The sequence below is a fragment of the Streptomyces sp. NPDC091387 genome, from assembly GCF_044756945.1.
Taxonomy (GTDB): Bacteria; Actinomycetota; Actinomycetes; order Streptomycetales; family Streptomycetaceae; genus Streptomyces.
The window spans coordinates 1-20886 of sequence record NZ_JBIVTZ010000001.1; the positions used below are offsets into that span (position 1 = coordinate 1).

Annotated in this window: 20 protein-coding genes and 1 pseudogene; 12 read left to right on the plus strand and 9 right to left on the minus strand. The window is 69.6% G+C overall.

What is annotated here, in order from left to right; all coding sequences use genetic code 11:
- Positions 1-188: 188 nt before the first annotated feature.
- From ACIQM0_RS00005 to ACIQM0_RS00020, 4 genes and pseudogenes are all read right to left on the minus strand, one after another.
- A pseudogene (locus ACIQM0_RS00005) lies at positions 189-275 on the minus strand (glutamine synthetase); the annotation flags it as partial.
- A 149-nt stretch (positions 276-424) separates the two neighbouring features.
- Positions 425-1240, minus strand: coding sequence for a hypothetical protein (locus ACIQM0_RS00010; RefSeq protein WP_401281605.1), 816 nt, complete (start codon positions 1238-1240; stop codon positions 425-427).
- A gap of 575 nt (positions 1241-1815) precedes the next feature.
- Positions 1816-2364, minus strand: a complete 549-nt coding sequence (locus tag ACIQM0_RS00015) for an AAA family ATPase (RefSeq protein ID WP_401281608.1) — start codon at positions 2362-2364, stop codon at positions 1816-1818.
- Entirely contained in the window at positions 2364-3122 is a 759-nt protein-coding gene (locus ACIQM0_RS00020; protein ID WP_401281610.1) for a GntR family transcriptional regulator, read from the minus strand. The genes ACIQM0_RS00015 and ACIQM0_RS00020 overlap by 1 nt, the downstream gene beginning before the upstream one ends.
- Before the next feature lie 232 nt (positions 3123-3354).
- On the opposite strand from ACIQM0_RS00020, the gene ACIQM0_RS00025 reads away from it, so the two are divergent.
- From ACIQM0_RS00025 to ACIQM0_RS00045, 5 genes are read left to right on the plus strand one after another with little or no spacing between them, the layout of a single operon-like run.
- On the plus strand, positions 3355-3687 hold the full coding sequence (locus tag ACIQM0_RS00025) for a hypothetical protein (RefSeq protein ID WP_401281613.1): 333 nt from the start codon (positions 3355-3357) through the stop codon (positions 3685-3687).
- A complete protein-coding gene (locus tag ACIQM0_RS00030; protein WP_401281615.1) occupies positions 3684-3911 on the plus strand; it encodes a hypothetical protein in 228 nt (75 codons plus the stop codon). Before ACIQM0_RS00025 ends, ACIQM0_RS00030 begins: the two co-directional genes overlap by 4 nt.
- Positions 3908-5350: a replication initiator protein RepSA gene (repSA, locus tag ACIQM0_RS00035; RefSeq protein ID WP_401281618.1), complete on the plus strand. Its 1443-nt coding sequence runs from the start codon at positions 3908-3910 to the stop codon at positions 5348-5350. Before ACIQM0_RS00030 ends, repSA begins: the two co-directional genes overlap by 4 nt.
- On the plus strand, positions 5347-5544 hold the full coding sequence (locus tag ACIQM0_RS00040; protein WP_007457675.1) for an AlpA family transcriptional regulator: 198 nt from the start codon (positions 5347-5349) through the stop codon (positions 5542-5544). Before repSA ends, ACIQM0_RS00040 begins: the two co-directional genes overlap by 4 nt.
- Positions 5544-6794 (plus strand): tyrosine-type recombinase/integrase, encoded by a 1251-nt coding sequence (locus tag ACIQM0_RS00045; protein ID WP_401281621.1) that lies wholly within the window; start codon positions 5544-5546, stop codon positions 6792-6794. Before ACIQM0_RS00040 ends, ACIQM0_RS00045 begins: the two co-directional genes overlap by 1 nt.
- A 92-nt stretch (positions 6795-6886) precedes the next feature.
- Here ACIQM0_RS00045 and glnA read toward each other — a convergent pair whose 3' ends face one another.
- Complete coding sequence (gene glnA, locus ACIQM0_RS00050; RefSeq protein ID WP_123526403.1) at positions 6887-8248, minus strand: type I glutamate--ammonia ligase; 1362 nt, start codon at positions 8246-8248, stop codon at positions 6887-6889.
- Positions 8249-8491: 243 nt separating this feature from the next.
- On the opposite strand from glnA, the gene ACIQM0_RS00055 reads away from it, so the two are divergent.
- The 6 genes from ACIQM0_RS00055 to ACIQM0_RS00080 all read left to right on the plus strand — a co-directional run bounded on the left by ACIQM0_RS00055 (position 8492) and on the right by ACIQM0_RS00080 (position 14581).
- Entirely contained in the window at positions 8492-9178 is a 687-nt protein-coding gene (locus ACIQM0_RS00055) for a DUF3105 domain-containing protein (RefSeq protein WP_401281624.1), read from the plus strand.
- Between the two features lie 2 nt (positions 9179-9180).
- On the plus strand, positions 9181-9930 hold the full coding sequence (locus tag ACIQM0_RS00060) for a DUF305 domain-containing protein (protein WP_401281626.1): 750 nt from the start codon (positions 9181-9183) through the stop codon (positions 9928-9930).
- Between the two features lie 136 nt (positions 9931-10066).
- Positions 10067-10492 (plus strand): CBS domain-containing protein, encoded by a 426-nt coding sequence (locus tag ACIQM0_RS00065; protein WP_401281629.1) that lies wholly within the window; start codon positions 10067-10069, stop codon positions 10490-10492.
- A 102-nt stretch (positions 10493-10594) separates the two neighbouring features.
- Positions 10595-11113, plus strand: coding sequence for a hypothetical protein (locus tag ACIQM0_RS00070; RefSeq protein ID WP_401281631.1), 519 nt, complete (start codon positions 10595-10597; stop codon positions 11111-11113).
- A 62-nt stretch (positions 11114-11175) separates the two neighbouring features.
- Entirely contained in the window at positions 11176-12747 is a 1572-nt protein-coding gene (locus ACIQM0_RS00075) for a multicopper oxidase family protein (protein ID WP_401281634.1), read from the plus strand.
- A 79-nt stretch (positions 12748-12826) separates the two neighbouring features.
- The gene (locus ACIQM0_RS00080) at positions 12827-14581 is read left to right on the plus strand and encodes an NAD+ synthase (protein ID WP_401281637.1); all 1755 of its coding nucleotides are present in this window, start codon (positions 12827-12829) and stop codon (positions 14579-14581) included.
- A 46-nt stretch (positions 14582-14627) separates the two neighbouring features.
- Here ACIQM0_RS00080 and ACIQM0_RS00085 read toward each other — a convergent pair whose 3' ends face one another.
- From ACIQM0_RS00085 to ACIQM0_RS00100, 4 genes are all read right to left on the minus strand, one after another.
- Positions 14628-15851 carry an MFS transporter gene (locus ACIQM0_RS00085; protein WP_401281639.1) on the minus strand — a complete coding sequence of 408 codons (1224 nt, stop codon included), beginning with the start codon at positions 15849-15851 and terminating at the stop codon, positions 14628-14630.
- Between the two features lie 279 nt (positions 15852-16130).
- On the minus strand, positions 16131-17153 hold the full coding sequence (locus tag ACIQM0_RS00090; protein ID WP_401281642.1) for an endonuclease/exonuclease/phosphatase family protein: 1023 nt from the start codon (positions 17151-17153) through the stop codon (positions 16131-16133).
- A gap of 190 nt (positions 17154-17343) precedes the next feature.
- Positions 17344-18048 (minus strand): TetR/AcrR family transcriptional regulator, encoded by a 705-nt coding sequence (locus ACIQM0_RS00095; RefSeq protein WP_401281645.1) that lies wholly within the window; start codon positions 18046-18048, stop codon positions 17344-17346.
- A 124-nt stretch (positions 18049-18172) separates the two neighbouring features.
- Positions 18173-19789, minus strand: a complete 1617-nt coding sequence (locus ACIQM0_RS00100) for a DHA2 family efflux MFS transporter permease subunit (RefSeq protein WP_401281648.1) — start codon at positions 19787-19789, stop codon at positions 18173-18175.
- 196 nt (positions 19790-19985) lie between these two features.
- Between ACIQM0_RS00100 and panB the strand changes: the two genes are divergently transcribed.
- A complete protein-coding gene (panB, locus tag ACIQM0_RS00105) occupies positions 19986-20873 on the plus strand; it encodes a 3-methyl-2-oxobutanoate hydroxymethyltransferase (protein WP_401281651.1) in 888 nt (295 codons plus the stop codon).
- The last annotated feature ends 13 nt before the right edge of the window (positions 20874-20886 follow it).

The following is a 20886-nucleotide window of genomic DNA, read 5'->3' on the forward strand; positions in this document are numbered from 1 at the left end:
GAGCTACGATGCCGGACTCCACCTGCGGGCATCCATGATCTGGATCAACGACCTCACCCCGACACCAGGGTGATCACGACCTCACACACGCCCTAGCCGACCCAGAGCTGATCACGACTGCGGGCGGGTCGCCTCTGCTGAATCAGGCGACCCGCCCGCACTGTGTTCTCCAAGCCGCCGGCCGGCGGTTACAGCACCGGCAGCAGGTTCTTCAGCTCGAAGGCCGTGACCTCGCTGCGGTACTCCTCCCACTCCTGCTTCTTGTTGCGCAGGAACTGAATTGCTAGTTTCGGGACCTGCCGCTATCTACGTGGGTAACGCCATGACCTGCGGATGAGCCGTCATCCACTGTCAGCGTTGGTCATCGCTGAGCACCCTTCCACGGCCCCGAGACGGCCCGGAGGAACGCTCCGTCGCCATGGCGCTAGCCCTCGGGTTCGCCCTCTTGCTCAGCGGCACCAACAACACAGTCCATGACAAGCTGCGTGTACTGCCATAGCGCCGCCAGAAGTTCCGTGACACCGAAAGCGCGCCCATCAGGCAGGATGACCTGAACCTGAGCCGTCAGACTGTAGTGACCCTGGACGGCCTTAATGCGACCTTTGGTTCGATGCCGAAGCAGTACAGCGCCGTCCTCAAAGAGCGCAACGAAAAGCTCAGTGTTAGGCGGCACACTAGCGGCTGCCCCCTCCTCGGTCTCAAACTCGACCGTTGGCGAGTGGTGGATGGACTGAGGTGCCAGAGCAGGCTTGACCTGGAGGTGATGCTTGGTCCTGTTATCGAGATCGCGCAAGATCCTTAGAAGATCTTCCTCAAGGCTGCCACCGTGCACCAGGCGCTGAAGAGGTTGTAGCTGCTCTAGGGTGTCGCGGCACCAGTCCGGCAAACAGCTCAGTTTCTTCTGAGGCTCCTTCCACTGCTTGAGGCTGTCGCAGATCGGGAACATAAGACCTTTGAGCTGCTTCTCGTCCGTAACACCAGACTGGCGCGCGACCGCGACGATCAGATTGTCCAGCGTGGATCTAAGATGGTTGATCGCTTCACCGAAACGGAAGCCCCACTCTGCAAGTGGCGGAGCCTGCGGCACTCGGAGCCTCAGTTCCCAGCTGAGGCGGTCTGCCGCAATGACGGCTTGGGCGCTACATACCTTGCTGTCGCTCCAAGCCTGGAGGCTGTCCGACAGGTCGGCACCAAGCTGATGCGCTCTCGCTAGTCGTCCCACTTGGTCGGTGAAGTCCATTTAGCACCCTAACGCCGTTTACTTGGTGCCAAGTTACTGTTGCGCACCTCTCCACGCCATTGGTTTGTGAAGCGGAGTTTCGGGCTGCGAGATCGCCACCCACCTCAACCCACCACTCGCCCCAGCTCCCATCCCGTCCGCCTTCGACCCACACACCGTGGAGCGGTCGTGGTTCAGGGCGTCAAGGTGGAGCGCGCCACTGTACGAACGACCTTGACGCCCTGGGCCGCGACTGCTCGGCTCTGCCTGGGTCGAAGGTGGTCGGGATGGGAGCCCCACAACGCTCACCACGCTCCGGCCGGCACTCGCGAACGGTGCCCCGTCCCATCCCGGAGTCTGAGCGCCCCCGCCGGAGGCATCCTCTTGAAGCCGCGGGCTTGGTTCTCGTCTCATGCCCCACGGGCCTACACAGCGGGCGCGCGTCGGCGGCGGCAGCGCCGAGCGGGCCGAAGGCAGGAGCGCGGGCGCAGCCAGAGCCGGGAAGCGCGCCCGGCGGAGCGGAGCGCAGCCGGGTGCCTTGATGAGGTAGAGAAACCTGTAACTGGGTTGGTCAAACGCCAGGTGCTACCGATGGGCTACTCGCGCTCTGCTTCCAGTGCCTTGAGGATCGGCCCGAGGTCGCCGTTATAGACAATGTGCGGCTCGTTCGGCTGCGGAGGTATGAAGCGGGTTCGGTAGCGGAGCAAGTCACTCTCGGCGAAGTAGATCGAATTGGGGTCGTCCTCATGCTGGGCATTCCGCTTGTTCACGCGGGACCAGAGTTCTTCGTGGTCCGCTTCGAGGTAGACCAGGACTGTGCTCGCGCCAGCGTTGGTAGCGATCGAACGCCAACAATCCCGGTCTTCGGGGGTCCAGAAGCCGTGGTCCACCACCACGTCCCGCCCAGAACTGAGTTGCTCTCGCAGCTCCTCGGAGATCTCTTCTAGGATCGGGCGTTCGAGGATAGGAAAGACCCCTCGGGGGAAGTCCACACCGTAAACGCCGTGTCGCCGGAACATCTCTTCATCCGGGCAAAGCCTGACGAAGCCGCGGGCTGTAAGTGCACGTGAGAGCGTGGTCTTGCCTGAGCCTGGCAGTCCTGCCATGAGGACGCAGACCGGCCGGGGCGCGCTGACATCGGTCATCACTGGCCGACTTCCGACTCCGTGCGCCACGTACGGCCAGGCCCTCCGAGGTCAATGCCGTATTCCACAACGTTGCTCTCGCTGTCGACGAATTTCGCAGTCATTACGACCACCGGTTCCGCCGGCGGATTAGTGGAGTCCAGCTCCAAGAGTTCCGCATCCCCGGGAGTCAGTTGACGTGCTGACGCAGTGTCGATCCGGTGAGTGATCGGTCGGCCGGTGGCTTTAGCGATGAGCTGTAGCGACGTTCCCCCGGTCAGGCGTTCGCTCTCCACCAACTCCGGGATCAGCTCCGCGTACCGGGCAGGGATCCACGATGTGGAGTGCGCGACGATCCCGTGCCTGTCGCGGTACACGCGGCGTCGCCTGATCACATCCGAGCCGGGTTCGATGTCCAATACTCGCGCCACATCTGCGGGTGCCGACACCATGGTGGCCTGGTGGGAGTCGGACCGTTCGCCGGATCCCCAACTTGACCCGCTGTGGCGCCCTCGGTCCTGCCGCTGCGCTCCCGAGGACATCGGGGCTGGGTGGTCCAGAACTTCTGTTCCGATCCCGTGGATCCCTCTTACGAGCCCATCAGCACGAAGCTGACGCAACGCCTTCTCGGCGGTCGCGGTGCTGACCTTCCACTCCTGCGCCAGGTTTTTGATGCTGGGAAGAAGCGACCCCGGCTCCAGCTTGCCGGACGTGATCAGCTCCGCGTAGTGGGCGGCAATCCGCGCATACGGCGCTCGATTGCCTGCCTGATCGGACATTTCGTCAGCTCCCTCGTCTCGGTTGGCGACATCCCTAGCGTACCCCTTGACTCCCTAGGGTGACCTAGGGAACCCTAGGGATGTGTTCGCCGGTGCGGTCGATCGCAGACCGTCGAATCCAGCGCGCATAGAACCCCGAAAAGTCCTGGTCATGCCAGGAACAGCCAGGGAGCGGCGCTCCTACCGCCAAGCAAGCGCGCCGCCCCCCTGTCCCAATCAGGGAGATTCCATCATGCCTGCTTCTGCTGTGGTTGTGCGTCGTTCGGTGCCGGGTCGGGCCTGCCCGGCGTGTGAGGAGACGCGGTGTGCCGATCCGGCTGAGTGCCTGTACTTCCTGACTTCCCGCCCGTGGGCGGACTGCTCGGAGTGCGCCGGGTCCGGCTGGGCCGGTGAGGACGACCACCTCTCGGTGTTCTGCTGGGTCTGCAACGGTTCCGGGCTGGAGGAGCACACCGCCCGCTCCGTCGTGCACGCCACCATCACCCCCCGGCCCCGCGCCCGCCTCCTCGCCCACATCGAGCGCCTGACCGCCGAGGTCTCCGACTCCGTGGCGGTGGCCGCGTGAGCCTCTTCGACGACGCCCTGTTCGGTGAGCGCCCCGACGCGGCCGAGTGGGCCGACGAGATGCTGACCGAGCAGATCGGCATGTACCTCGACGCCCACGACGTCCGCCCCTACACCCGGTTCTTCACCGTGGTCGATGACGCCTACTACGCCGAGGAAGACGCCAAGGTGCGCGGCCTCTACCCGCCCGTCGGGCACGGCTACCCGAAGGAGGACGACCAGTGACCTCCTTCCCCGTCCCCCCGGAGGCTGTGGCCGGGACCGCCGCCATCGTGGGCACCGACCCGCTGACGCTGGCCGACCTCTTACGGGTCGCCAACGCCCCTGGCTTTGACCGGTGGCAGGAGCAGGTCCGCCGTACCGGTGGCTGCTCGGACCCGATCCACCTGGAAGGCATGACCACCACCCGCGACGCCAAGTCGGGGCAGGTGCTCTACTCCTACAGCACCCAGAGCGAACCGGGCGGACGGCTCCGTGTCGCGTGCGGGAACCGGCGGGCCTCCCGGTGCCCCTCCTGCGCCTGGACCTACGCCGGGGACACCTTCCACCTCATCCGCGCCGGGCTCACCGGTGACGTGGCCAAGGGGACTCCGGTCACGGTGCGCACGCATCCCAAGGTCTTCGCCACCCTCACGGCCCCGAGCTTCGGCCCGGTCCACAACCGGCCCACCCGGAGTGTCTGCCGGTGCGGCACCGACCACCCCGAAGGCTCCCCGCTCCTGGGCACAGCGCTGAGCCCTGGCACGTACGACTACGCGGGGGCGGTGCTGTGGAACAACCACGCCGGGGACCTCTGGCGACGGTTCACCATCTACCTCCGCCGGGAGATCGCGGCCCGCGCCGGCCTTTCCCAGAATGAGGCTGCCGAGGTCTGCCGGGTGTCCTTCGGGAAGGTCGCAGAGTTCCAGAAGCGGGGCGCGGTTCACTTCCACGCCATCGTCCGACTCGACGGCCCAGACGGACCCGAGACCCCGCCCCCGGGCTGGGCCAGCGTCGCCCTGCTGACCGATGCGATCCAGGCGGCTGCCACCCGTGCCACGGTCCCGCTCCCGGCCTCCGGCGACCACCCCGCTCGGACGCTGGCATGGGGCACGCAGGTGGACGTACGACCCATCGGTGCCGGGAGTGCGAATGAGGATCTGTCGGAGGAGGCGGTGGCCGCGTACGTGGCGAAGTACGCCACCAAGGCAGCCGAGACCACCGGCACCGTGGACCGCCGCATCGGGGAGCTGGGCGAGCTGGACAAGCTCACCGACCTGCCCGACCACGCCCGCCACCTGATCGAAGCCTGCTACGTCCTGGACGACGCCTACCCGGACCGGATGCTGTGGCGCTGGGCCCACATGCTCGGCTTTAGGGGCCACTTCTCCACCAAGTCCCGCGCCTACTCCACCACCCTCGGCGCACTCCGCCAGGTGAGGGCCGACTACCGGGCCCGCCAGGAACGCCGCGAACGGGGCCTGCCCGACCCGGACGATGCTCCGGAGGGCTCCACACTGACCCTCGCCCACTGGACCTACGCCGGACACGGCCACACCCCCGGCGAATCCTGGCTCGCCGCGACCATCGCCCGCGACATCCAGACCGGCCGCACCACCGCCCGCGAAGCACGGGCCGAACTCGAAGACCTGGACCACCTCGACGCGGTGGAGGTGTGGGCATGAGGCGACCTCTTCCCGACCGCTACCTGACCCCGCTCGACCTGGCCGACCTCCTGGGCGTGCCCGTCGAGACGGTCTACCAGTGGCGCCGCAAGGACACCGGTCCCCGCGGCTTCCGCGTCGGCCGGCATCTGCGCTACGACCCCGAAGACGTCCGCGCCTGGGTCGCCACCCTCATGGACAAGGAAGCCGCCTGATGGCCGGACACATCCAAGACCGCTGGTACAAGACCGAACCCGGACCCAGCGGCAAACCCGTACGCGTCAAGACCGACCGCCACGGCATCGGCCTGCGCTACCGCGCCCGCTACATCGGCCCCGACGGCACCGAGAAATCCAAGAGCTTCCCCGACAAGCAGAAGCGCAAGGCCGAAGCCTGGCTGAGCAAGACCGCCTCGGACATGGACAGCGGGCATTACGTTGACCCGAAGTTGGCCCAGACCACCTTCCGGGAGTACGCCGAGCGCTGGCTCAAGGCGCAGACCTCGGACCCGGCATCTCGGGAGTCGGTGAACTCGCAGATCCGACTGCACGCACTTCCCTACCTCGGGTCGCGACCTCTCGGTTCCTTCAAGCCCGAGCACATCCGCGATTGGCTGGCCGAGCTGGAGCGGGCTATCCCGGCAACCTCATATCGGCGCGTCATCTTCTCCAGCGTCTCAGCGATCCTCAACGCTGCCGTGGACGACGAGTACATGCGCAAGAACCCTTGCAGCGCCAGCACCGTGCGGGCCCCGGCACGGAACCCGCACCAGGTCGTGCCCTGGACTGCGGACCGGGTCTTTGCGGTACAGGCCGCGCTGCCCGAGCAGTACCGCGCCATGGTCGATCTCGGTGCGGGTTGCGGCCTTCGTCAAGGTGAGATCTTCGGCCTAGCGGAGGAGGAGGTCCGATTCGGCGCAGGCTGGGTGCACGTCGGAAGCCAAGTCAAGGTCTTCCAGGGCGAGTTGGTGTTCGCCCTCCCCAAGCGTCAGAAGGTGCGGGACGTTCCTCTGTCGCCTCATGTGGCCGACGCCTTGAAGAAGCACCTGGCCAACTTCCCTCCCGTGGCCGTGACTCTGCCGTGGGCACGCCCGGACGGGAAGCCGGTCACGAAGCGCCTTCTCTTCATCCGGCCGGACGGGAAGGGCGCGGTACGGCGTACCGACTTCAACACTCGGCTGTGGAAGTCTGCTCTCGTCGCGGCCGAGGTCATCCCGCCGGCAGAACCGGGCAAGCGCCATACGGCCGCGAGGGAGCACGGAATGCACGCACTGCGGCACTTCTACGCCTCTGTGCTCCTGGACGCCGGAGAGAACATCAAGGCGCTGAGTACGTACCTCGGGCACACCGACCCTGGGTTCACCCTGCGGACCTACACCCACCTGCTTCCGAGCAGCGAGGGACGGGCCCGCATCGCCATGGACAAGGTGTACTTGGGCCGCTCGTCCGGGCCCCACGGCCCCTAGACGGCCCAGAGCTGATCATGGCTGCGGGCGGGTCGCTTCGGTTGAACCGGGCGACCCGCCCGCTTTGTGCTCTCCAAGCCGCTGAACTGCGACTACAGCACCGGCAGCAGGTTCTTCAGCTCGAAGGCCGTGACCTCGCTGCGGTACTCCTCCCACTCCTGCTTCTTGTTGCGCAGGAAGAAGTCGAAGACGTGCTCGCCGAGCGTCTCTGCGACCAGTTCGCTCTTCTCCATGAGCGAGATCGCCTCTCCCAGGTTCTGCGGGAGCGGCTCGATGCCCATCGCGCGGCGCTCGGCGTCGGACAGGGCCCAGACGTCGTCGTCGGCGCCGGCCGGGAGCTCGTAGCCCTCCTCGATGCCCTTGAGGCCGGCGGCCAGCAGGACCGCGTAGGTCAGGTACGGGTTGGCGCCGGAGTCGATGGAGCGGACCTCGACGCGGGCCGAGCCGGTCTTGCCGGGCTTGTACATCGGGACCCGGATCAGCGCGGAGCGGTTGTTGTGGCCCCAGCAGATGTACGAGGGGGCCTCGCCGCCGGCGCCCGCGGCGCGGGAGGAGCCGCCCCAGATGCGCTTGTAGGAGTTGACCCACTGGTTGGTCACGGCGGAGATCTCCGCGGCGTGCATGAGCAGGCCCGCGATGAAGGAGCGGCCGACCTTGGAGAGCTGGTACTCGGCGCCGGACTCGTAGAACGCGTTGCGGTCGCCCTCGAAGAGGGAAAGGTGGGTGTGCATGCCCGAGCCGGGGTACTCGGAGAACGGCTTCGGCATGAACGTCGCCTGCACGCCCTGCTCCAGCGCGACCTGCTTCATGACCAGGCGGAACGTCATGATGTTGTCGGCGGTGGAGAGCGCGTCCGCGTACCGCAGGTCGATCTCCTGCTGGCCGGGGGCTCCCTCGTGGTGGCTGAACTCGACCGAGATGCCCATCGATTCGAGCATCGTGATCGCCTGGCGGCGGAAGTCCATGCCGACGTTCTGCGGGGTGTGGTCGAAGTAGCCGGAGCTGTCCGCCGGGGTGGGACGGCTGCCGTCGACCGGCTTGTCCTTCAGCAGGAAGAACTCGATCTCCGGGTGGGTGTAGAAGGTGAAACCCAGGTCGGAGGTCTTGGCCAGGATGCGCTTGAGCACGTAGCGCGGGTCGGCGAAGGACGGCGAGCCGTCCGGCATCAGGATGTCGCAGAACATCCGGGCCGTGCCGGGGGCCTCCGCACGCCAGGGCAGGATCTGGAACGTGCCCGGGTCGGGCTTGGCGATCATGTCCGACTCGTAGACCCGGGCGAAGCCCTCGATGGCCGAGCCGTCGAAGCCGATCCCCTCGTCGAACGCCTGCTCCAGCTCGGCAGGGGCCACGGCCACGGACTTGAGGTAACCGAGCACGTCGGTGAACCACAGCCTGACGAACCGGATGTCGCGCTCCTCAAGTGTCCTGAGGACGAATTCCTGCTGCTTGTCCATAGCCACATCCTTGCAGTTCAGACGGTCCGTGCACCACCGCCCGGGGTAGGGGGGAAACTCCAGTATCACGACCCGGGATTTCACCCAGATTACGCACACGACGTGAGATGGAGCACGCGGCCACCCACTACGATCGTCGGCCATGGCGTGCACGGGATGCGGCGGCCCCACAACCGCCCTGCGCGCACCGGATTTCCGACCCGTTCCAGACCCTCATCGCCCCTTCGCAGAAGGACCCACGACATGAGCCACGAGAGCCACGACCCCAGGACTCGCACAGAGCAGATGCGCAACACCGACCGTACGCGGGACCACCGCAACCGTGTGGTGGCCATAAGCCTCAGCGCCGTCGTCGTCGCAGGTCTCGTCGCCTTCGGCACCTACACGCTGCTCGACAGGTCCGAGGCCTCCGCGGACCAGAAGTCCGCCGACGCGAAGGTGTCGGAGCAGCACGGGTCGGACGGCAAGGACGCGGCCGACGGCACGATCGCGGGCGAGAAGACGTGGGACGCGAAGAAGCTGACCCGCAACCACGTCACCGAGACCGTCACGTACCCGATGAAGCCCCCGGTCGGCGGTGACCACAACCCCGTCTGGATGAACTGCGACGGCGAGGTATACAAGACGGCGATCCCCGACGTGAACGCCGTGCACTCGCTGGAGCACGGTTCGGTGTGGGTGACGTACACGGACAAGGCCCCGGCCGCGGACCTGGACAAGCTCGCCGAGCGGGTCGAGAAGACCCCGTACTCGCTGATGAGCCCGTACAAGGACCAGGCCGGCACGATCATGCTGAGCGCCTGGGGCAAGCAGGTCACGGTGGACGGCGCCGACGACCCCCGGGTGGCGCAGTTCTTCTCCACGTACGTGCAGGGGCCGCAGACGCCCGAGCCGGGCGCGGCGTGCACCGGCGGGCGGGGGGCGGAGTGACGGTGGTTACGGAGCGCACCCGGCGCACCCGGTGGGTGGCGGGTTCCGCCGTCGCACTCGCGGTGCTGTTCGCGGGCGCCGCGACGGTGGCCTCCGCACGGGACGACGGGGCGGACCACCACGCGACCACGACCGCCCCGCGCACGCCCGCGGCGGACTCGGCGGACGCCGGGTTCGCCCAGGACATGGCGGTCCACCACCAGCAGGCCGTGGAGATGTCCTTCATCGTGCGGGACCGTACACGGGACGAGGACGTGCGCCGTCTCGCGTACGACATCGCCAACACCCAGGCCAACCAGCGGGGCATGCTGCTCGGCTGGCTGGATCTGTGGGAGCTGCCCAAGGTGGCCGCCGGGCAGGAGCCGATGGCATGGATGGCCGGTGGGGCCGGTGAAGCCAGTGGTGCCGGTGGGCACGAGGGACATGACATGGGCGATATGGACGGGATGGAGGGGATGTCGGGGCACGGGGACGGTTACCAGGCCCACGACGGGTCCCTCATGCCCGGCATGGCCACCCGTACCGAGCTCGGCCGGCTCGGCAAGGCCAGTGGCAAGCAGGCCGAGATCCTGTATCTCCAGCTGATGACCGACCACCACAAGGGCGGCATCGACATGGCCCGCGGCTGCGCGCGCCTGTGCACCGTGAAGGTGGAGAAGCGGCTGGCCCAGGGCATGGTCGAGGCCCAGCAGTCCGAGCTGGACGCGATGGCCGGGATGCTGGCGGAGCGGGGCTCGGCACCCCGCACCTGAAGGACTCCCCGAGGTTCCCCGGCGGCGCAAATGCACCCGAACGGGTGATAGCGGTCGCGTACCCCGAACGGGCCCATGACGATGGGTTCGCTCGGGGGCGTACGGCAGTGTCCACCGGCACGCAGGAGGAGCCCCCATGACCACCGCCAAGGACATCATGCACACCGGCGCCACCTGGATCCCGGCGCACGAGACCCTCGACCGCGCCGCCCAGCTGATGCGCGAGCACAAGGTCGGGGCGCTGCCCATCTCGGCCAGCGGTGAGCAGGACCGGATGATCGGCATCCTCACGGACCGCGACATCGTGGTCGACTGTGTGGCGATGGGCCGGGACCCCGCGAAGGTGACCGCGGGCGACCTCGCGCAGAGCACGCCGCGCTGGATCGACGCGGGCGCCGAGGTGGAGGACGTGCTGCGGGAGATGCAGAACCATCGGATCCGGCGGCTCCCCGTGGTCGAGAACAAGAAGCTGATCGGCATGATCAGCGAGGCCGATCTGGCGCAGCACCTCTCCGACGACCAGATCGCCGGCTGGGCCGAGAAGGTCTACTCCCCCAACTGACCCGCACCGCGTACGGCCCGACGGCCCGGCCGCCCGCCCACCCGCCGCGCGGGGTGGCGGGCCACAGCCGTTCATATACCCGGTAGGGGTAGTGTGGCCGGCATGTTCGGGACGAGGAGTGCGAGGTACGGGCAGCTGCTGCTGTTCGCCGCACTGCTCTTCGGGATCTTCACCATGCACACCGTCGGTCACCCGGCGGAGCACAGCGGGCAGGGTGCCGCGGAGACGGCTGCCTCGCACTCGATGGCCGCCGCCGCGACGGGCGCGGACGCGACGGCCATGGACGCCACGGCCGCTTCGCGCTCGGAGCGCTCGGAGCGCTCGGAGCGCTCGGAGCACACGGAGCGCACGGCGACCAGGGACGCCACGGACGCCACGCACCTGGATCACCCGCGCCACGACCGTCCGGCGCCGATGCGGGGCATGGACCCGATGGCCGTCTGCCTCGCCGTGCTCTCCGTCTGGGGCCTCGCCCTGCTCACCGCGCTCAGGGTGGCGCGGCGGCCCGTGGACCGCGTGCCGGGAACCTCCCCGGCCCGTGAGCCGTGGCAGCCGCGGCCCCCTCCCCCACCACGGCCTCGCAAGGCCGTCCTCACCGGTCTGTCGGTACTGCGGATATAGGCGCACCGCGCCCCCGTCCGCCCTTTCAGCACACCGACAACATCTTTGAGGTGCACTCAGCCATGCCCGCTCAGCACACCCGCCGCGCCGTCCTCGGCGCATCGATCGCCCTTGCCGGTACCGGAGTTCTCGCCGCCTGCTCCGACGGCGCCGCGAGCACCGGCCACTCCGGCATGAACCACGCGGGGCCGTCCGGCACGGCCGTCCCCGAGGGATACGTGGCCCCCGACGGCCCCGAGGTCGCGGCGGCCGAGAAGCGCCGGGGCGCCGGTCCCGTACGCGAGGTCTCCCTGACCGCCACCCCGTCCCGGCTCGACCTGGGCGGCGGGCACACCGTCAGCACCTGGGCCTACGGGGACCGGCTGCCCGGCAAGGAGGTGCGGGTCACCGCGGGCGACACGCTCGCCCTCACCCTCGCCAACCACCTTCCGCAGTCGACCTCGCTGCACTGGCACGGGCTCGCCCTGCGCAACGACATGGACGGGGTCCCCGGGCTGACCCAGCGGGCCGTCGAACCGGGCAAGGACTTCACCTACCGGTTCGCGGTGCCGGACCCCGGCACCTACTGGTTCCACCCGCACTCGGGCGTCCAGCTGGACCGGGGGCTGTACGCGCCGCTGATCGTCGAGGACCCGAAAGAGCCGCTGTCGTACGACAAGGAGTGGGTCGTCGTCCTGGACGACTGGCTCGACGGGGTGGACGGCTCCACCCCCGACGCGGTGCTCCAGGAGCTGACCAAGGGCAGCGGCCACAGCGGGCACGCGATGGGGGCCACGCCGTCGGCCGGTGCCGGGACCGGTCCCTCGCGCATGCTCATGGGCGCCACCAGCAAGCTGCTGGGCGGCGACGCGGGCGATGTCGGCTACCCGTACTACCTGGTCAACGGCCGTACTCCGGAAGACCCGTCCGCCTTCACCGCTCGGCCGGGCGACCGGATCCGGCTGCGGATCATCAACGCGGGCGGTGACACCGCGTTCCGCGTCGCGCTCGGCGGCCACCGGATGACGGTCACGCACACCGACGGCTTCCCGGTCCGGCACACCACGACGGACGCCCTGCTGATCGGCATGGGCGAGCGGTACGACGTGCTGGTGACCGCCGGGGACGGGGTGTTCCCGCTGACCGCGCTGGCCGAGGGGAAGAAGGCGTCCGCGAGGGCGCTGCTCCGTACCGGGACGGGCGCGGCTCCCGCCGCCTCCGTGCAGCCGAAGGAGCTGGCCGGTCAGCTGGTGACGGCCGACCGGCTGACCCCGGACGCGTCCGTGGCGCTGCCCGTCCGTGAGCCGGACCGGACGGTGCGGATCAGGCTGACCGGTTCGATGGCGGCGTACGACTGGGCCTTCGACGGGAAGCCGTACAGCGCCGACCAGCGCCATCCGGTGCGGGCCGGGGAGCGGGTCCGGCTGGAGTTCCGGAACGCGACCTCGATGTGGCACCCGGTCCATCTGCACGGGCACACGTTCGCGCTGGCCGGGAGCGCGTCCGGGGCCCGCAAGGACACCGCGATCGTGCTGCCCCGGCAGTCGCTGACGGTGGACTTCGACGCCGACAACCCGGGGCTGTGGATGCTGCACTGCCACAACCTGTACCACGCGGAGGCGGGCATGATGACGGTCGTCGGCTACCGCCGCTGACCGCCTCCCCGGCGGGCCGCACGGCTTCCCGCGCGGCCCGCCAGGACATCGCGTCAGTCAGACGATTACACTGGGCGGCGTGCCTCAACTACGCCTCGCACTGAATCAGATCGACTCGACCGTCGGTGACCTCGCCGGCAACGCCGAGGCGATCCTCCACTGGACCCGGCACTCCGCCGAGCAGGGCGCCCACCTGGTGGCGTTCCCCGAGATGGTGCTGACCGGTTACCCCGTCGAGGACCTGGCCCTGCGGTCGTCCTTCGTCGAGGCGTCGCGGGACGCGCTGCGCGCGCTCGCCGCCCGTCTCGACGAGGAGGGCTTCGGGGAACTGCCGGTCGTCGTCGGATACCTCGACCGCTCCGAGTCCCCGGCGCCGCGCTACGGCCAGCCCGCCGGGTCCCCGCGCAACGCCGCCGCGGTGCTGCACCGCGGCGGGATCGCGCTGAACTTCGCCAAGCACCACCTGCCCAACTACGGCGTCTTCGACGAGTTCCGGTACTTCGTGCCGGGCGACTCGATGCCCGTGGTGCGGGTGCACGGGATCGATGTCGCGCTCGCGATCTGCGAGGACCTGTGGCAGGACGGCGGCCGGGTACCGGCCGCACGCGCCGCCGGGGCCGGGCTGCTGCTCTCGATCAACGCCTCGCCCTACGAGCGGGACAAGGACGACACCCGGCTGGAACTGGTCCGCAAGCGGGCCGAGGAGGCCGGCTGCACCACGGCCTATCTGGCGATGATCGGCGGCCAGGACGAGCTGGTCTTCGACGGTGACTCGATCGTCGTCGACAAGCGCGGCGAAGTGATCGCCCGTGCCCCCCAGTTCGCCGAGGGCAGCGTGATCATCGATCTCGATCTGCCGGCGGCCGCGGCCGACGCCCCGTCGGGTGTGGTGAACGACGGGCTGCGCATCGACCACGTGGTCCTCTCCGAGAAGCCGCTGCCGCCGTACGAGGCGGAGCTGGCCGGAGGGTACGCGGACCGGCTCGACGACGACGAGGAGCTGTACTCGGCGCTCGTCGTGGGCCTGCGCGCGTACGCCGCGAAGAACGGCTTCAGCAGCGTGCTCGTCGGGCTCTCCGGCGGGATCGACTCTGCGCTGGTCGCGGCGATCGGCTGCGACGCGCTGGGCGCCCAGAACGTGTACGGCATCTCGATGCCGTCGAAGTACTCCTCCGACCACTCCAAGGGCGACGCGGCCGAGCTGGCACGGCGTACCGGGCTGAACTTCCGGACCGTACCGATCGAGCCGATGTTCGACGCGTACATGGGGTCGCTGGGGCTCACCGGTCTCGCCGAGGAGAACCTCCAGTCGCGGCTGCGCGGCACGATGCTGATGGCCGTCTCCAACCAGGAGGGGCAGATCGTCCTGGCGCCGGGCAACAAGTCGGAGCTGGCGGTCGGTTACTCGACGCTGTACGGCGACTCCGTCGGCGCGTACGGGCCGATCAAGGACGTCTACAAGACGTCGGTCTTCCGGCTGGCGAAGTGGCGCAACCGGGCCGCGGAGGAGCGCGGGCAGACCCCGCCGATCCCGGAGGCCTCCATCACCAAGCCGCCCAGCGCGGAGCTGCGTCCGGGGCAGGTCGACACCGACTCGCTGCCCGACTACGACGTGCTGGACCGGATCCTGGAGATGTACGTCGACCGGGACCAGGGTCTCGACGCGATCGTCGCGGCCGGGTTCGATCCGGCGCTGGTGGCGAAGACGCTGCGGATGGTGGACACGGCCGAGTACAAGCGGCGGCAGTACCCGCCGGGCACGAAGATCTCGCCCAAGGGCTTCGGCAAGGACCGGCGGCTGCCGATCACGAACCGCTGGCGCGAGTCCGGCTGACGCCGGGAGGGCGGGGCGTCGGGCCCGTCCGGCTGACGGTTCGTCCTCAATCGCCGGACGGGCTCGACGCGGCCGGGCTCCGCTCGGCCACCGTCGCCTCCGCGCGGGCCACCACCCTCGACGGTGTGCGGTCACGGTCCAGTACGCCCGCCGTGACCGCCACCGCGAGGCCCGCGACGGCCAGGACCGCGCCGACCAGGGCCGGGGACGTCCAGCCCCAGCCGGCCGCGATGGCCATCCCGCCGAGCCACGCGCCGCCCGCGTTGGCCAGGTTGAACGCGGAGTGGTTGGAGGCGGACGCCAGGGTCGGGGCGTCCTTGGCCTTGTTCATGACGAGCATCTGCAAGGGCGTCGTCGTCATGAAGCCGACCCCGCCCAGCAGCACCACCATCACCAGCGCGGCCCACTGCACATGGGCGGCGAACGGGAAGACCACCAGGACGACCGCGAGCGCGCCCAGCGATCCGTACAGGGTCGGACGCAGTGCCCGGTCCGTGAGCGGGCCGGCGGCGAGCGCGCCCAGGGTCATGCCGATGCCGAAGAGCGCCAGCACCAGCGTCACGGAGGACTCGCCGAAGCCCATCGCCTCGGTCGTCATCGCCGAGAGGTAGGAGTACACGGCGAAGACCCCGGCGAAGCCGAAGACGGCGGTGAGCAGGCCGAGCAGCACCTGCCGGTTGCCCAGGGCCCGCAGCTCGTGGCGGACGTCGTGGTGGGCCTCCACCGGGATCCGCGGGACGAGGCGGGCGAGCGCGGCCATCGCGCACAGCCCGATCACCGCGACCACCAGGAACGTGGCCCGCCAGCCGAGGTGCTGGCCGAGCAGGGTGGCGGCGGGCACGCCGATGATGTTGGCGACGGTCAGGCCGAGGAACATCGTCGCCACAGCCCGTGCCTGGCGCCCGTCGGCGACCAGCCGGGCGGCGACGACCGCGCCGACGCCGAAGAACGCGCCGTGCGGCAGCCCGGCCAGGACGCGTCCCGCGACCAGCCAGCCGAAGTCGGGGGCGAACGCGGAGGCGAGGTTGCCGACGGTGAAGAGCGCCATCAGCAGCAGGAGCATCCGCTTGCGCGGGATGCGGGAGCCGAGGGCGGTGAGCAGTGGGGCGCCGAGCACCACACCGATCGCATAGGCCGACACGAGGTAGCCCGCCGTGGGGACGGAGGTGCCGAGATCGTCCGCGACATCGGGCAGCAGGCCCATCATCACGAACTCCGTGGTACCGATGCCGAAGGCGCTCACCGCGAGTGCGAGCAGAGCCAGAGGCATGAGGAGAGACCTTTCCGAAGGGAGCCCCGGCCGCCGCGGCGGACGGGGCCGGCCGCGGTACGGGGTGCAGGAGGGAACCGGGGCGTGGCGGCGCTGCCGGGCGCGGGCGCCCGAGCACACAGCGGCTCACCGGCTCCATCGCCGGTCGGCCTCGGTCCCTGATCGGAACAAATACTCTCAGGTGGTTTATGCCGGGAGGTAAACGGGCGCTCCCTCCCGCGGGGGAGACCCGTAAACAGACCGTGACTTCAGAGCCCGGCTGACGTCACGGGCTTGACGTCAGAGATTGACGCGGGCGGCGATCGGGAGGTGGTCGCTGTCCGTGGCGGGGAGGGTCCAGGACGACACCGGGTCGACGCCCTTCACCATGATCTGGTCGATCCGGGCCATCGGGAACGAGGCGGGCCAGCTGAACCCGAAGCCGTCACCGGCCGCGCCCTGGGTGGAGCGCATCTGCGAGGTGACCGCGTTGAGCGAGCGGTCGTTCATGGTGCCGTTGAGGTCGCCGAGCAGGACGACCCGGTCGAGCCGTTCGTCCGCGATGGCCTCGCCTAGTGCGTCGGCGCTCTGGTCGCGCTGGTTCGCGGTGAATCCGGCGTGCAGCTTGACCCGTACCGAGGGCAGGTGCGCGACGACGAAGCCGACCTTGCCCTCGGGCGTGGCGACGGTGGTCCGCATGGCCCGGACCCAGCCCATCTTGATGTCCACCGGGCGGGTGTCGCTGATGGGGTACTTGCTCCACAGGCCGACGGTCCCCTGGACCGAGTGGTACGGGAAGCGGGCGGCGAGCGCCGATTCGTACGTCTTCACCTGGCCGGCGGGCAGCTCCTGAAGGGCGATGACGTCGGCGCCGGAGCCGGCGACCTGCTGGGCGGTGCCCGAGGGGTCGGCGTTGTCCGCGTTGACGTTGTGGGTGGCGACGGTGAGATCGCCGCCCCCGCCCGACTTGTCGGTGAGCAGTCCGCCGAACACGTTGAACCAGACCACGATCGGGAGCAGCAGCACGATCAGGGCCGTCGCGGAGCGCCGCACCAGGCCCAGCACGAGCAGCACCGGTACGAAGACGGCGATCCACGGCAGGAACGTCTCGGTGAGGCTGCCCAGGTTGCCGATGGCGTTCGGGATGTGGGAGTGCAGGAGCATCACGAAGGTCAGCAGGATGGAGCAGCCCGCCAGGACGAGCCCGCGCCGCCAGATGCCCGGGTCCCGGACCAGCCTGTCGCGCAGGTCCCGGAAACGGGATCCGGAGGGCTGCGGTCCCGCGCTGCCGTTCCCGGTGTCCGCCCTGTACGCCTGCACCATCGCGCTGTCCTCACTGCCTTGCCGTGCACATCGCCGCGCCAACGACCCTAGGCGATGAGCGATGCGTTTCCCGCCGTCGATGACGGCCGTACTGCCAGCAGGACGAACAAGGGGGTGCGGTGGGTTCCGGCCGGGGGCGGTCCGCGGGGGCTTGTGACAGAAGGATCACACGCGTGGTGGTCCGGGCGCGTCAGCGCCGTTCCGCGGCTTCGCCGGGTCCGTTGCCCGGTGGCCGCGGCCCGACGCCCTCGACCAGCAGCTGGATGATGCGGTCGGCGAGGTCCTCGGGCAGCGGCGCGTCCGGCCGGTGGATGGTGCGTACGAGCATGGGGCCGAGGAACAGGTCGTCCATCAGCTCCACGTCCGTGTCGTCGCGCAGTTCGCCGGCGTCGACGGCGCGCCGGACGGCCGCGAGCATGGCGACGCGGCGCGGCGCTATCACGGTGCACTGGTACTCGGACCAGAGCCGGGGATGGCTCTTCATCTGGGCGAAGACGTTGTGCAGCAGTACGGAGGAACGCTGGGCCAGGCCGCGCCTGCGCATCGATTCCAGCAGGACGCGCAGGTCACCGATCCCGCGGGTGCCGGAGACCTCGGGTTCCGGGGGCTCGATGTCGCGCAGGACGTCGACGAAGAGCTCCTCCTTGTCGGTCCAGCGCCGGTAGATGGTGGCCTTGCCGACGCCGGCGGTGCGGGCGATCCGCTCGATGGACAGGCCGGCGAGGGGTTCGCCGGCCTCCAGGAGCTCGACGACGGCGTCCAGGATGGCCCGCTCGGCCGCCGCGCTGCGCGGGCGGCCGCGGCGGGGCTCCCGGTCGTCGCCGGGGCCGCGGTCGCGGTCGCGGCCCCGGTCGCCCGGAGCCCGCTCGCCCCGGTCCGATGCCTGAGCCTGCACGTGGAACCACCTTTCGCCGCCCCCGATTCTCCCCGAACGGACGGCGCCCGGCAGCACCCGGCCGGATCGGGGCACCGGCCGGGTCCGTCAGCCGCGCGCCGTCAGCCGCGCGGGGCCGCCCGCGTCACCGCGCCGCGGGCGCGGGCACCGTCGGCTCGTCCTGCGTGCCGCCCGGCGCGGGCGGCTGCGCGGCGGGCGTCCTGCCCGGCAGGAACAGCGCGACCACGACCGCTCCGATCAGGGCGACGACGGCCGAGCTCAGGGCCGTGACGTGCATGGCGTTCAGGAAGGCGTCGTGCGCGGCGGCGACCAGCGGGGCGCCCGCGGGGCCCATCTTCTCCGCGATGCCGAGCGTCGCCTCGATCGACTCCGCCGCGGTGTCCCTGGCGGCGGCCGGGAGCGTGCCGAGGTGCCCCTCGATGTCGCCGCGGTAGACGGCGGACAGCACCGATCCGAGGACGGCGATCCCGAGGGCGCCGCCGACCTGCCGGAACGTGTTGTTGACGGCCGAGCCGGAGCCGGCCTTCTCGCGGGGCAGCGCCTGCATCACGGCGACGGTGACCGGCGGCATCACATGGGCCATGCCCGTGCCCTGCACGAAGAAGACCACACACATCAGCCAGACGGGCGTGTCGGCGTCGAACAGCGCGAACGCCGCCAGCCCGACGGCGACCAGCAGCATGCCGACGGTGCACACCGCACGGGCGCCGAACCGCGCGACGACCAGCCGGGCCCTGGGCGCGAAGACCATCTGGGCGATGGCCAGCGGCAGGATCAGCAGCCCGGACTGCAGGGCGCTCCAGCCCCGCACGCTCTGCATGTAGAAGGCGGAGAAGAACGTCACGCCCATCAGTGCGAAGAAGACCAGCGCGATGGCGGCGACGGCGGCCGAGAAGGCCGGCTTCCTGAAGTACGTGATGTCGATGGCCGGGCTGCTGCTGCGCTTCTCGTGGAGGACGAACACCACCAGGACGGCCAGACCGCCGATGACCGGCAGGAGCACGGAGACGTCGGTGAAGTCGGCCAGTTCGCCGCCGCGGATGATGCCGTACACCAGCAGCACCAGGCCGATGATGGAGAGCACCACACCGATCGGGTCGAGACGGCCCGGCTTCGGGTCCCTGGAGTCCGGTACGAGCACCGCCATCGCGATCAGCGCGATGACCACCACGGGGACGTTGACGAGGAAGATCGAGCCCCACCAGAAGTGTTCGAGGAGCAGCCCGCCGGTGATCGGGCCGATCGCGATGCCGAGGCCGACGCTGCCGGCCCAGATGCCGATGGCCTTGGGCTGCTCGTCGCGCTCGAAGACGTTCATCAGGACGGCGAGGGTGGCCGGCATCACGAACGCGGCGCCGAAGCCCATCACGGCGCGCCAGGCGACGAGTTCACCCGGGGAGTCGGACATGGCGGCGAAGGCCGAGCCGATGCCGAAGAACACGATGCCGAAGAGCAGGACCTTCTTGCGCCCGAGGCGGTCGCCGAGGAGGCCCGCGGTGAAGAGCAGTCCGGCGAAGACGAGGGTGTAGGAGTTGATCGCCCACTCCAGCTCGCTCTGGGTGGCCCCCAGTCCGGTGGGTGCGGGGGAAGCGATCGTCTTGACGGCGACGTTCAGGATCGAGTTGTCCAGCACCACGATGAGCAGGCTGAACATCAGGACAACGAGGATCGCCCAGCGGCGGCGGTGGACCGCCTCCGGGACCTGGGGCACGACGGCGGGAGCGCCGGACGGTATGGACATGGCGAAGAGCCTAACCTCATTTCGATACGAGACCGTCTCGTATTGGAAAGTCTTTACCGGGTGGGAACCCGCCGCCGTACCGCCGTCCGGGCCACGTGCGCGGGCCCACTTCCCGTGACCGGCTCCGGGATGCCACCATGGAGGGGATCCGGGGACACCGTCAGGGTGCCTCGAGATGACGAAGGAGCCGTTGGCCATGTCGCTTCAGGCTGCGCAGAACCAGTCCGCCACACCCCCCGCGGGAGCCCCCACCGACAGCAGCAAGGCGCTGTACGGAGGCAAGAGCAACCGCCGCGTCACCATCCACGACATCGCCGCCGCCACCGAGCGCGGCGAGAAGTGGCCCATGCTCACCGCCTATGACGCGATGACCGCGTCCGTCTTCGACGAGGCCGGCATCCCGGTCATGCTCGTCGGCGACTCGATGGGCAACTGTCACCTCGGCTACGAGACCACCGTGCCCGTCACGATGGACGAGATCGCCATCCTCTCCGCCGCCGTCGTACGGGGCACCAAGCGCGCCCTCGTCGTCGCCGACCTGCCCTTCGGGGCGTACCAGGAGGGCCCTGTCCAGGCCCTGCGCAACGCCACCCGGCTGATCAAGGAGTCCGGGGTCGGCGCGGTCAAGCTGGAGGGCGGCGAGCGCAGCCACGAGCAGATCAAGCTGCTGGTCGACGCCGGCATCCCGGTCATGGCGCACATCGGCCTGACCCCGCAGTCCGTCAACGCGATGGGCTACCGGGTGCAGGGCCGCGGCGAGGAGGCCGCCCAGCAGATGCTGCGCGACGCCAAGGCCGTGCAGGACGCGGGCGCGTTCGCCGTCGTCCTGGAACTCGTACCGGCCGAGCTGGCCGCCGAGGTCACCCGCACCCTGCACATCCCGACCGTCGGCATCGGCGCCGGTCCGGACACCGACGCCCAGGTGCTGGTCTACACCGACATGGTCGGGCTGACCGGCGGCAAGGTGCCGCGCTTCACCAAGCAGTACGCCGACCTGCGCCAGATCCTCGGCGACGCCGCGAAGGCGTACGCGGACGAGGTCGTCGGCGGCACCTTCCCGGCGCCGGAGCACACCTTCCACTGACCGGACCCCACCG